Origin of the sequence: Paraburkholderia sp. CNPSo 3274 (assembly GCF_024206475.1) — a bacterium.
GTDB lineage: Bacteria > Pseudomonadota > Gammaproteobacteria > Burkholderiales > Burkholderiaceae > Paraburkholderia.
Genome location: NZ_JAMBPR010000014.1, coordinates 24,484 through 37,349, shown reverse-complemented (window position 1 = coordinate 37,349; position 12,866 = coordinate 24,484). Strand labels below are relative to the sequence as shown.

Sequence of the window (12,866 nt, the reverse complement as noted above, 5' to 3'; positions counted from 1 at the left end):
TCATGCCGCTTGCAGGGTTTCGCGCTGGGTCGCGAGATGCATGATGCGCTCCTGGGTCGCCTCGCCGGCGGTGAGTTCGCCAGTGATACGGCCTTCGCACATCACTACGATCCGGTCGCTCATGCGCAGGATTTCCGGAAGTTCCGACGAGATCATCACGATCGCCTTGCCTTGTTCGGCGAGCGCGCGCAACAGCTTGTAGATCTCGCTTTTCGCGCCGACGTCGATGCCGCGCGTGGGTTCGTCGAAGAAAAGCACGTCGCAGTCGCGCTCCAGCCACTTCGCTATGACAATCTTCTGCTGGTTGCCGCCCGAAAGCAGACGCACCGGCTGCGTGGCGGAAGGGGTGCGGATGGCGAGCAGATTAATGAAATGCGCCGCCGTCTTGCGGATCTGAATACGGCGCAGAAACAGGTTCAGCGAGAGGAATTTGCCGAGGTTGGACATCACGATGTTCGATTCGACGTCCATGCCGGTCGCGAGACCAAAGCGCTTGCGGTCCTCGGAGAGATACCCGATGCTGTGCGCGACGGCGTCGCTCGGCGTCTTGATCGATACCTTCGCGCCTTTCACGAAGATGTCGCCGGATTCGACCGGGTCCGCGCCGAACACGGCGCGCGCGACCTCGGTCCGGCCGGCGCCCATGAGTCCCGCAAAGCCCAGTATTTCGCCTTTGCGCAACGTGAAGCTCACATCCCTCACGAGCGAGCCGGCGTTCAGATGCTTCACTTCGAGCGCGACTTCGCCCTGGTGCGCCGGACCCTGATACGGTGCGACATCGGCGAGCGTTCTGCCGACCATCATGCCGATGATGGCCTGCACGCTCGTATCGGCGGCGGCGACAGTGGCGACGTACTCGCCGTCGCGAAGCACGGTGACGCGATCGGCAATCTGCTTGAGCTCATCCATCTTGTGCGAGATGTAAACGATCCCCACGCCCCGCTCTTTCAACTGGCGAATGATGCGGAAAAGCTCGGCGATTTCCGCGTCGTTGAGCGCGGAAGTCGGCTCGTCCATGATGAGCACGCGCGAATCGTACGACAGCGCCTTGGCGATCTCTACCATCTGCTGGCTTGCAACCGTGAGCGAGCCGACCACGGTGCGCGGGTCGAGCTGCACGTGCATGCGGGCGAGAATCGCGCGTGCCTGCGCATTGAGTTTGTCTTCGTCGAGAAAGAGCCCGAGACGTCCGCGCGGTTCGCGGCCGACGAACATGTTCTGCGCGACGGTCAAGTGATTCATCAACTGGAGTTCCTGATGAATGATGCCGACGCCCACGGCCTGGGCCTCGCGCGGACTCGCGAACGCTACGGGCTGGCCATCATAGAGAATGTCGCCCGAGTCGCGCGTATACACGCCCGCGAGAATCTTCATCAAGGTCGACTTGCCCGCGCCGTTCTCGCCCATCAGCGCGTGCACCTCGCCCGCCATGAGCTCGAATTGCACTTCATGAAGTGCCCTCACGCCGGGAAAACTCTTGCTCAGCTTGTTGACGGAGATGAGCGGCGTCATGGCGCTAATCCGCGAAGAAAAGCCAGACACATTACCGGGGCCCCTTGATCGCGTGCGCGGCGTGGCTGGCAGCGCTGCACGAAGGTGGTTGAAGTACGGGCGTTGCTCGACGTAAGACCAAAGTGCTTAAGGTGCGAATAGATCCGGCCGTTCTTTCGCGGACCGGTGCAATTCCTCGATCACCTGATCGAGATGGTCGTGCATCGCTTTTGCCGCTGCGTCGGCACGGCCGGCGCGAATGGCCTCGAAAATCCGTTCGTGCTCGTCGAGCGTGTGCACGAGACGCTCGGGACTCGCCAGCAATTGCCTCGCGCGGTCCAGCGCGTTGCGCGACACCGCGACGATCTCTTTCACGCGCGGCAGGTTCACCGCGTCGAGCAGGATTTCATGAAACGCCAGATCGAGCTCATGAAACGCGAGACGCTGGCCATTACCGGCGACCTTGCGCTGCTCTTCGAGATTCGCTGCCAGTGCGTCGATCGTGGCGCGGTCTTTCATGCGCGCGACGCCGCGCACCGTTTCGACTTCTAGCGCGCTGCGAATGAACAGATGCTGGCGAATATCGTCTAGCGCGATCGGCTTGACGCGCGTGCCGCGCTGCGGCAAAACTTCGACGAGACCCGCATGCGCGAGCTTCGCCAGCGCGGCGGAAACCGGAAAGCGCGACACGCCCATGCGTTCGCAGACCGCCATCTTGTCGATCATCATTCCGGGTTCCAGCGCGAGCGTCACGATCGCTTCTCTCAGCGCCTGCTCGACCGCGTCAGTCAGGCTGCCGCGCTCGCCGCCTCTAATTTTTTGCAGTGCGACATAAGGATTGCCGGCGACACTCGCCACTTCGGATGAAGAGTTCACGGCGCGCTTGATTTTGAGAAGACATGCTAGCATGCTAGGTAGCAGATTCAGCGTTGTCAACGCGTGCAAACGCCTGGTTTTCCCCTGCCCGAAAGCCGTCCCTTCCAGAGGGAGTTCGAATGACCACGATCAGCAGGCTGTCCGTTCGCGATATCCGCTTTCCCACTTCGCGTTCGCTCGACGGTTCCGACGCCATGAACGCCGCGCCGGACTATTCCGCGACTTACGTGACGCTCGAAACCGATTCCCCAGACAAATTCACAGGGCACGGCCTCACGTTCACCATCGGGCGTGGCAATGAAATCTGCGTGACGGCGGTCAATGCGCTGGCGCCACTCATCGTCGGCAAGCGGCTCGAAGACATAACCGCGAACATGGGCGCATTCTGGCGCGCATTTACTTCGGATAGCCAATTACGCTGGATCGGCCCGGACAAGGGTGCGATTCATCTGGCTACGGCGGCAGTCGTCAATGCGGTGTGGGATCTGTGGGCCAAATCGGTTGGCAAGCCCGTATGGAAACTGCTCGCGGACATGAGCCCGGAGGAACTCGTGCGCTGCCTGGATTTTCGCTACGTGACCGATGCGATCACGCCTTACGAGGCACTCGCGATCCTGCATCGCCACGCGAAGACGAAAGGCGCGCGCGAAGCGGAAATGCTCGCGCAGGGCTATCCCGCCTATACGACCTCGGCTGGCTGGCTGGGCTACGACGACGACAAGATCCGCCGCCTCGCGCGGGAAGGCGTCGCGCTGGGCTGGACGCATTTCAAGCAGAAAGTGGGCGGCAATCTCGACGAAGACGTGCGGCGCGCGCGCATTCTGCGCGAGGAAATCGGCGAGAACCTGAAGCTGATGATGGACGCCAACCAGGTGTGGGACGTCGACGAAGCGGTGGCGAACATGCGGCGCCTGGCGGAATTCGACCCGTGGTGGATCGAGGAGCCGACGAGCCCCGACGATATTCTCGGCCATGCGGAAATTCGCCGGCGTTTGGGGTCGATTGGGGTGGCCACGGGCGAGCACTGTCACAATCGGGTGATGTTCAAGCAGTTGTTGCAGGCGCAGGCGATCGATTTTTGTCAGGTGGATGCTTGTCGGTTAGGTGGGCTTAACGAAGTGATCGTCGTGTTGCTGATGGCGGCGAAGTTCGGTGTGCCCGTGTGTCCGCATGCGGGCGGCGTTGGGCTGTGCGAGTACGTGCAGCATATTTCGCTGTTCGATTATTTGTGCGTTTCGGCTTCGCTCGAGAACCGCGTGCTCGAGTATGTCGATCATTTGCATGAGCATTTCGTTGATCCTGTCGTGATTCGTAATGGGCGGTATATGCCGCCTCAGAGGCCTGGTTATAGCATTGAGATGATTGCTGAATCGCTCGATAAGTATCATTTTCCTGAGGGGGAGGCTTGGCGGGGTTAGTGGGCGCTTTGGCCTTTCCTTGTTTTCGCGGCGGTATGCCTGGGTTGCCCCTGTGCGGGGCGGCACCTACTTTTCTTTGCCGCGGCAAAGAAAAGTAGGCAAAAGAAAGCCGCTCACACCGCTAGCGCCTGCCACAGTTCACCTCTGGCCGTCTATGCCTGTGGCTCCGGAGCGTCTGTCACATTGCACCTTCAAAGGTAGTGACAAGGCGCTCATACCACCGGCGTCGCTCCGCGCGCCGAAGGGCATAACCAGACACCAGTGGGGCACATGAATTTTCGCGAATGCTCACGCGTGCCACCCGGTTTCCCTGGCAGACCCATCCGCAGCGCGCGCAGCGAGCAGCGGGATGAATGAGCGCCTTGTCACTAACCTGGAAGGTGCGAGGTGACAGACGCTCCGGAGCCACTACCCATGACGGCGAGGGGTGCAAGGGGACAGGCATTGGCGGTGTGAGCGGCTTTCTTTGCCTCCTTTCTTTGCCGCGGCAAAGAAAGGAGGTGCCGCCCCGCACAGGGGCAACCCAGGCAGACCGACACGAAAACAAGCATGCCCAGTCGGTATTAACAGGAGCCCAAAAGAACCACTACACATCCCCGCGCTCGGGCAACAACCCAAGCGCCACCCCCAACGCCCTGCCCCGCTCACCGGCCATCAGCTCGGCCAGCAGCTCCGGCAACGGCTTACCGCCCCAGTCGAGCGCGCGTTTGAGCATATAAGGCACAGGACTATGCGGCTCATAGCGCATGAGGTAGTCCGCAACGATAGCGAGCAACCGATACGCCTCATCGCGCGACTGAGGTGCATCCAGTCTCCTCGGGCCAGCGGGCTCCTGCACCGCGCCAGCCGAAGCAACCTGAACCGCCGCAGGCTCGACCACCGCCTGTTCCTGAATCGATGCAGCCTCAACCATCGGTACGTCCTCCCACTCGGGATGCGTCGTGAGCCAGTCGCGCAACACGCTCTCCATGCGCTCCAGCGTCTCCAGCAGCGCTCCGAATGACGGTGCCTCCGCGCCGAGCCGTTGCGTGCACCACACATCGAGTTTCGCAATGGGCGCGCGAGCCGCGCGCAACGCCTGCAACTCGTCGCGCAACGCGGCAGGCTCCGCCGCATGCGCGGCCTGCGCCAATGCCTGCGCGACGCGTGCAGCCTCCTCGCGCTTCGCGGCCGGCACATCTTTGCGGTCTTTCAGCGCAACCGCTTCGCGCTGCGCGCCCTGCCAGCGCGCAAGCGTCAGCGCAGATCCGTCGGGCCCCGCGCACAACGCGATCCGGCCGCCAAGCAAGGTCGGAAACTGCTGGGCAACCCACGCGAGCGGCGCTGCCCGAAAGCCCAGGTCGCCGTCACGCGGCAGCGGATGTATGTCGTCCCAATAGCGCGCACATAATTCGCTCAGCAACACGAAGCAATCCGGCAAGGCAACACATCCATATCGATGCAGCCAGCTCTCGCCCAGCCATGCGGCGAGCGTCAAATCCTTGCTACGGCGCGCGATGAGGTCCTCGCAGCCCGCTTCGACGGCGGCCCAGTCGGCGACCTTGAGCGTGGTTTGCCAGATGCCCGCTGGCAATGCCGGATCGTCCTCGCGTCGCGCCGCCTTGATGGCGTCGAAGGCGGCGTCATGCAGGAGCGAGACGCCGGCTGGCGCGCCGCCAGGTATCGGTTGAACGAGTGCTTCGATGTCGAATGCCGGGTTCATCCGCGCCCCGCCTGTGTGCTCGACGGATACGGTCCATAGGTGACCGCAGGCGTGCCGTATACGCTGTAGCCCGGCGCCGCGTATGGCAGGTCGGGCCAGACGAGCGCCGTTTTCGACGCGCCCGTCATGCCCACACGCATGAACATGCGCGCGGTTTGCGTGCCGCCGTTGCGGTCGCGCACCGGCACGCTCAGCACCATACGCGCGTTGCCCGCGCCCGTGCCGGTATCCACGCCGTCGTCCGGCACCGCGTGCAGGCGCACGAGGCGCAATAGCGACCACGTGTCGTTTGCCGCCCATGTGGCCGCTTCGCCGTCGACCGAGAGCGTTGGCTGCGAAGCGTCCTGCATGGGCCGCCACGGGCCGTCCTTCGCCCAGCGCAGGCTCAGCGCGGCGGGCTGGCCCGGCGCCCAGCGCAGCGGCGCGCCAGCCGCGGCGGGCCAGGCGAGCGTCTGGCTGCCGCTCGCGAGCGACCACTGGATGACCTGGTCCGCACCGGCTTCGTCGGCGCGATCGATGCGCCAATCCACCGCCACGTCCACGCCCACGAGCGCGCCGTCCGCGCCGCGCGCCACCAGCGCGTCGAGCCAGGGCTTCGCGCGCGCGAGCTTCGCCAGAAACTGCTGCGCGCCCGCTTGCGGGCCGCCGCTCGCCGCCGCGGCGCTCATGCCGCGTTGCGCGTCCGCGAGCTTCGCGTCGAGGAGCGCCACGAAGGCCGCCGTCTGCCGCAGGTCGGCGGCCTGCGCGTTCGCATCCGCGGAGAACGGGAAGCGGCCAGCCAGATAGCGCGCAAAATAGCTGCGCAGCTGTTCGTAGGCCTCCCCACCGGTGCCGATCTGCAACCGGTAGCAGCGCTCGCGCGCGGACGAGACGAGCCGCATGCCCGCGCTCGCGACGATGTCGCCCGAGCCCGGCACGTCCACCTGCGCAAGCGAGGCGCTGCACGTGTCGAGGTCCATCTTGTCGAGCTGGTTGGAGATGATCGACGGCACCGCTACCAGCGCGCTCGCCGGGCTGCGCGCGCGGTATTGCGCGAGGTCCGCGAAGAGCGCCTTCCAGCGCGCCACGAGTCGCGCGTCCGCAGTAGAGAGCGGCGGGTTCTGCGTGCTCAACCAGTCGAGCGCGCTCGACGCGAGCGTGGCCGTGTCCGCCACCGCACTCGACTGCGCGGCAAGGTAGGTTTGCAGCGCTTCGGGCGTGGCGGCGCCGAATGCGCGCATCGACCCGCCCGCGTTGCCGTTCCACGCCGAGAAGTCGCCTCGCAGCGGTCGAAACGGTTCGAGCGATTGCAGCTGGACATCGGTCGAGCGCAGCACGTCTAGCGCCGCGTCGCTCACGCGCAGGGCGACCGCTTGCGCGAGATCGGCGCGCCCGAGCGAGTCGAACGCTTCCACGAGATCGGTCGCGTTCTTGCGCAGCGTGTCGAAGGGCGCGCCCTGCGTTTGCGGCGCATAGGCGACGTTGCGCGCGCCGGCCGCCGTCGTTGCCGCCGTGGCAATGGGGGCCGAAAGCGCGGCCACCATGCTGTGCACGGTCGCATTGCCCGCCGCCGCGAGCAGCGCCCCGCGCCACGCTTCGGGCGCTTGCGCGAGAAGACCAGCGGAGTATTGCTTGTAGGCCGGCAGGATCGCCAGTGCGCGCTGCGCCGAGTCGGCATCCACGCCGCGAATTTCGGCCGCCGCGTTGCCCTCGCCTGCGACGAACGACTGGCCGAGCAGCGTGCGCAACGCGTCGCGCAGCGGCAGCAGGTCCGGCGCCAGTTGCAGCCCTGTGGTTGGATTGGAGGCCAGCACGCCAGGCAGGTTGCCGCTTGCGAGCCAGCGCGCCGCGAACGCGCTTTGTTCGCTCTGTTCGTGCTCCAGCACGCTCGCCACTGGTGTCGCGCCGATCAGGCGCAGTCCCTTTGCGGTGTCGAAGGTCGCCGTGAGTCCCGGCACGAGTTCCTGGCCGTGCGTGCCCGCCCAGCCGTGGTCCGCGGTGTCGACCTGGGTGGCGAGCGTGTCGATGCGCGTGGCCAGTTCGGAGAGCGAAGCGGTGGTCGGCACGGCGCCTGGCGCCTTGAGATCGGCGAGCATGGCCTGGATTTGCGCGGCGTTCGTCGTGAGCGAGGAGTCCTGATAAATATCGTCGAACCAGCGGTCGAAGGTCTCCTCGAAGCACACGCTCGCGCGCGCTTGCGCGGCGCGCGCCTCGGTGCCGTCGAACGACAACTGACCGCCTTCCACCGCGGTCGCGCGCACGGCGTCGTCCAGCCCCGCGCGGTCGGCCACATGATCGGGCGAAAAGCTTACGCCCACCGCACCGCGCATGAGTTGAGCGAGCATGACGGTGTTGCCCGAATCGCGTTCCACCAGATCGTTGTAGTTCGTGATCAGCCGCTCGGTCTGCGCCGCGTTCGTGACGAGCCGGATGCCCTGCGTGTACTCGGGCAGGTCCTGGGGACGCCGTGCGGCTGCGGCGAGGCTCGCGTTGTCGCTCGACTCGATGGCGTCGTCGCAGTTCAGATCGGCGAGACGGCTGACGAGCCGCGCGCGCAGCGGCGTGAACACGAGCCCGCTCAGCACGTGGTATTGCGCGTCGTCGAGCCGGCGGCGCAGGCCGAAATACGAAAGCGGCATGAACGGCGTGGCGAGCTGCCAGCGCGGCACCTTGACGAAGGCGTTCGCGGCGCTGCCCAGCGCGTTCGCCGCCGCCGTTTCGCTGGTGCTCGCGCCCGCTTCGTGCCACGCGACGCTGGCGAGCGCGAGCGCGTCGTAGCTGCTCGCCAGCGCCCGTGCGTCGCTGCGCACGTGCCAGGTGGTTACGCCCAGGCCCACGCACCAGCACACGCCCAGCGCGATCGCGGCGAACGTGGCGATACGGTAGCGCCGCATGCGCAGCGCGAGCACGCGCGGAATGGCGAGCGCGAGTCCCTGCCCCGGCATCAGCAAGTCATGCCAGAGACGCGACGCGAAGGCCGGCGCCGCCGCGGCGCGCGCCTCCTTGCGCGCTGCGTTCGTGATAGCAGGCTCCTCGCGCTCCTGCGCCAGCGGCATTGCACCCACGCACCAGATGCCGCGCATGAGCGGCGCGGTGCCGTCGGCGGCGCCGCGCAAGGTGGGCTCGATGTGCTCGCGCAACGGCTCGCGCAGTGTGTCGAGGCGCTGCGGCAGCAGGAACACGTCGCCGTCCAGCGCACCGTCGAGCGTGCCCATTTCGGTGACCGTCGCCGCGAGCGCGCGGCTCATGTCGGCGAAGGCTTCGTCCACCCATGCGGGTTCGAAAGCGCGCCGTGGCGCATACGGCGAGGCCCACCCCAGCGGCGTTTCGATGCGCTCGCGGCGCAGACGCGCCGCGAGTGCATCGAAGCCCGGCAGCGCGTCGCAGCCCGTTACCACCACGTAGAGCGGCAGCATTTGACCCAGTTGACGCTGCAGCGCGAGCACCGTGCGGGAGGCTTCGAGCGCCGCGTCGGTGTCCGCGCGTGCGGTCCCGTTTTCGTCGATGAGCGTATCGAGCGCGATCACCCACACGAGCGCGTCGAGCGGCCGGCCCGGCCGGTTGCGCAACAAGCCGCGCAGCAAGCGCCCGCCGGTCGAGCCGCGCCGGCGCTCGGCGGCCGCACGCGCGCCGAGCGACTCGCCCGGCTCCGCGATCAGAATGCCTTCGGCATCGTGCCAGAGCCTGCCAAACCAGGCCGGCTCGCCAACGGGCGAGAGGCGCCAGCTAAGCGCCAGCGCGTCGAGCGCAGCGGGCGCGCCCGTAGCCAGCACGCGCGGCACCGAGTACGGATCGCGCACACCCATCGCGTTGTGCGCCGTACGCATCATGGCGGAGAAGTTGCGCAGCGGCCTGCGTTCGTCGCGCGCGCGCAACCAGCGCACGACGAGTGCGGCCGCGAGCCCCACGATCAACAGCGCGATGAGGACGATCAGGACGACTACGAGTGTGGTCGTCATGGCCGTGCTCCGCGTGGCGTGGCGTCCGGGCTTTCCTCGCTGGCTTCGTCGGCGTTCTGGGTGCTCACCGTGACGACGCGCCGTGACACGAGCGCGAGCGTGGCGGGCGGTATCGTGGAAACCGTCGGTGCCGCGGGTGTGTCCTGAGTTTGCGGCATGGCCTGAACGTCGGCGGGCGGAGCCGGTGGCCGTAGTCTGCGCACCGGCCGTGCGCGCGGCAGCACCATGCCCGTGGTGCTCGTATGGCTTGCCTGCGCGGGACGCCCTTGCGCGATCGACACCGTTTCGAACTGTTCGACGGATGGCCGCACGGGCGCCGTCGCGTAGAGCCACAGCAGCTGCGACACGCCGAGCAGCACCGCGAATCCGCCGCCCACGAACAGCGCGAGGCGTGCGCGGTCTGGAAACATCTGCGTGAGCGGACGTGTTTCGCGCGGCGCCAGTGCGGCGCGTTCGAGCGGCGCGCCAAGCCGGTCGGGCTCGGGGTCGCGCTGCATGGCGAACGCAAATAGCGCGTGGCGCAACTGGTCGTGTCGCAAGGCGCCCGCCTCGCCGCGCAGGCGGCCTCGAAAGCCTAGCGTGAGGCAGGCAAGATAGACGTTGGCAAGATCGCGCTGCGCCGGATCGCGCTGCGCGAGCAAGGTTTCGATGGCGGCCGGAATGCGCTCGCCCGCCGCGCGCGTGCCGAAAATGCGCGCTTCGAGCGGATACGTTTCCCACGCGCTCGCGCCATTCCAGGCCGAAAACAACAGCAATTCGTCGAGGAGCGCGACATAGGCGTACTGCGCGGCGGCGATGTCCGCTTCGCCCGCCGCGCCGGTCCAGGCCATCGCGTCGCGCGCGAGCTTGCGTGTGGCGGACTGCAACTGCGTGGCGAGCGCGTCGGCATCGCGCTGGGGATCGGCGGGCGTCTCTGTGCTCGCGGCGTTCGCCGCGCTGGCTGCATTCGCCGCCTGTGCGACCGCGCGCAGGCGCGCGTTCTCCGCGAACGCGAACGCCACGACGAACGCGCGCATGAGCGGCAGGCGCTCGTCGCTCGGGTCGCTGGCATCAAACATGATCGGCTCCCGCCTGGCGTGCGTCGTCGGCGGCGTCGCCAGTGGGCGTGAAGAGTTGCACAGCCCAGGGCGCGCGCCCCGGCACGGTCGTGCGGACCTCGATGCACAACGGCTGCGCGCGGTCGAACCACGCGTCCTCCACGGCCACCGCGAAGAGCGTCGTGTCGTCGCCCGTGGCGTACGCTGCGCGCTCTTCGCGCGCGAGCCGCCGGCGCGCGAGGCCGCGCATGCGTTGCCGCGCGAGCGTGGGCACATAGGGCCGTGATGCGACGACGGCATGATCGAGCCACATGCTCGCGTCGTGCTCGCCCGCGTCGGGCGGCATGCGCAAACCGATCACGAGTTCGCGCGCCACGTTGCCGCCGCTTTCGAACGGCGGCGCGATCCAGAAGCTGCCGCCCTCCTCGGTAAACGCGCGCACGCGATACCCCTGGCGGATCGTCGCGAGCGCTTCGTCGGCCCATTGGAGCAGCGGATCGAACGACGCGAGCAGCGCCATGTAATCGAACGTCGCGAATGCGGGCACGCCGCGCGCGGGACGCAGCGCCGCGAGCGCGCCCGTCATGCCGGCAACGACGCGATACAGTTCGGTGGGATGCGCGATGCCGGTGACGAGCGTCGCCTCCACTTCGGGCAGCCGGCTCCAGAGCGCGCAAAGCTGGCGCTCGATCTGGGCCGCGTCGTCGCGCTCTTCCGCGCGTTGCGCCGCCTGCAAACGCCCGGCCAGAAACACGCATTTTTCGCGCACGTGCAGCAGCAGTTGCATCACGCGTTGACCGAGCACCGAGTCGGCGCGCACGAACGGACACGGCGGCGCGTAGTCCGCAATCGCGACGCCGCCGCCCTGCTGCCTCACGCGCATGAGCGGCAAGCGGTCGAATTCGTGACGGCCGAGATCCGTCATGAGGTGCAGGCGCGGCGACCACGTCGTGATCGAAGCCGGCTCGCCGCCCGAGACAAGATCGGGAACGTCCGGACTCTCGCGCTGGGTGTAGCGCCCGGCCTGCGGATCGAGTTGCCCGCCGCGATACAGGGGCGGCACCGCGAGATAGATCGTGACCTCCTCGTCCGGTGCGCTGAATGCGTGGCTCACGTCGATCTCCAGCACGGGATCGTACGGCGTGTGGCGAATGGCGAGGCCGTCTGCCAGAATCGCCTCCAGTGCGCTGATGCGCACGAGCCCCTGGGCGAGCCCTGCAGCGTCGTGCTCCAGCGAGAGCACGCCCCAGTAATGCGCGCGCGCGGCGCCGGCGAGCAACGCGGCGTGCCCCGCCGCGTGCAGCGCCTGGGTCTGGAAATGCTGCGGCAGCAAGGGCATGCCGTCAAACCAGCAGACCGGATCGGGAAACGAAGTTCGCATGATGTGTTTGCTTTCTATTGCTAAACGTTTCGTCGTTTAGTGTTGCTGCGCCGCTGTGTGACACCGTCGCGTGACACAGTTGCGTCACATAGTCTCGTTGCTCAATGCGCGGCCTGCACGCTCAGATCCTGGTCTCCGAGCAGCAGCAGCGCGTGAGCGGGCCCCGTGTCGAGCCTCACGCGGTGCGCGCCCGGTGTCTGGTAGTCAGCAAACACCACTACGCCTGCGCCCCGCTTGCCGCCAAACGGAAACGGCGCCGCCGCGATCTGCTGGCCCGGCACGACTTCGAACGACACGACCGTGATGTCCTCGGGATGATCGCGGCGCCATTGATCGCGCTGCGCGAACCACTTCGCCGAAGGCAGGCCGAGCAATGCGTCGAGCAGTTGCGGATTGCGCACGAGCACGGCGTCCACAGCAATGGGCGTGTCCTGATTCGCTTGAGTGGAAACGGCAATGGCCAGGGTATCTACCTGTACCTTGGGCAGCGACGAACACCCCGCGAGCACCTGCGCGAGCGCGAACGCCAGCGTGGCTGCACGCCAGCCGTACGGCTTCGCGGCGCGCGACGCGCCGGCGAATAACGTGGTGATCACTGCGCAATCCCCATTGTGTGCGCCGCCTCTTGTCCGCGATGCCTCCTGCCCGCGCGCAGGAGAATTCATGCTAGTTCGTATTTCTAATCAAGACGCATGTTCCGCTGCGCAAGCTGTTTCGCGCGTAGTCTACAAGCGCCTCACGCGTCATTGCAATAACGATTTTTAATCGATCAATTCAAAAACAATGCGTAAATAAACTTGAAAGGAATTGGGTCTATGCGCCGTAAATATACTTTGAATTTCCCCGTTTACTGTCCTAAAGTCGTGACCGTCTATCTTCACGACTCGCGCGACGAAGGACAAGGTGAAGAAGCACGCAGCGCGAACGCGTGACGCCGTGAATGCTCTCGTCTGACGAATCCGGGGCATGCTTTAGCTGTGTTTTTTCTGAGGGACCGGGAATGCGCCTGGCAATCGTTTAATT

Annotated in this window: 8 protein-coding genes; 1 reads left to right on the top strand and 7 read right to left on the bottom strand. The window is 66.3% G+C overall.

Annotation, left to right across the window (positions count from 1 at the left end):
- Both M3I54_RS12035 and M3I54_RS12030 read right to left on the bottom strand, forming a co-directional pair.
- Complete coding sequence (locus M3I54_RS12035) at nucleotides 1-1,512, bottom strand: sugar ABC transporter ATP-binding protein (RefSeq protein WP_254336075.1); 1,512 nt, start codon at nucleotides 1,510-1,512, stop codon at nucleotides 1-3.
- 126 nt (nucleotides 1,513-1,638) lie between these two features.
- Nucleotides 1,639-2,400, bottom strand: a complete 762-nt coding sequence (locus M3I54_RS12030) for a GntR family transcriptional regulator (RefSeq protein WP_254336073.1) — start codon at nucleotides 2,398-2,400, stop codon at nucleotides 1,639-1,641.
- An 86-nt stretch (nucleotides 2,401-2,486) separates the two neighbouring features.
- Here M3I54_RS12030 and M3I54_RS12025 point away from each other — a divergent pair, with 86 nt between their 5' ends.
- The gene (locus M3I54_RS12025; protein WP_254336071.1) at nucleotides 2,487-3,785 is read left to right on the top strand and encodes an L-fuconate dehydratase; all 1,299 of its coding nucleotides are present in this window, start codon (nucleotides 2,487-2,489) and stop codon (nucleotides 3,783-3,785) included.
- Between the two features lie 586 nt (nucleotides 3,786-4,371).
- Here M3I54_RS12025 and tssA read toward each other — a convergent pair.
- From tssA to M3I54_RS12000, 5 genes are all read right to left on the bottom strand, one after another.
- Nucleotides 4,372-5,487, bottom strand: coding sequence for a type VI secretion system protein TssA (gene tssA, locus M3I54_RS12020; protein ID WP_254336069.1), 1,116 nt, complete (start codon nucleotides 5,485-5,487; stop codon nucleotides 4,372-4,374).
- Nucleotides 5,484-9,425, bottom strand: coding sequence for a type VI secretion system protein (locus M3I54_RS12015; protein ID WP_254336067.1), 3,942 nt, complete (start codon nucleotides 9,423-9,425; stop codon nucleotides 5,484-5,486). Before M3I54_RS12015 ends, tssA begins: the two co-directional genes overlap by 4 nt.
- Nucleotides 9,422-10,483, bottom strand: a complete 1,062-nt coding sequence (locus M3I54_RS12010) for a DotU family type IV/VI secretion system protein (RefSeq protein WP_254336065.1) — start codon at nucleotides 10,481-10,483, stop codon at nucleotides 9,422-9,424. The genes M3I54_RS12015 and M3I54_RS12010 overlap by 4 nt, the downstream gene beginning before the upstream one ends.
- The gene (tssK, locus tag M3I54_RS12005) at nucleotides 10,476-11,843 is read right to left on the bottom strand and encodes a type VI secretion system baseplate subunit TssK (RefSeq protein ID WP_254336063.1); all 1,368 of its coding nucleotides are present in this window, start codon (nucleotides 11,841-11,843) and stop codon (nucleotides 10,476-10,478) included. The genes M3I54_RS12010 and tssK overlap by 8 nt, the downstream gene beginning before the upstream one ends.
- A gap of 101 nt (nucleotides 11,844-11,944) precedes the next feature.
- Entirely contained in the window at nucleotides 11,945-12,439 is a 495-nt protein-coding gene (locus tag M3I54_RS12000; protein ID WP_254336061.1) for a hypothetical protein, read from the bottom strand.
- Nucleotides 12,440-12,866 lie beyond the last annotated feature (427 nt).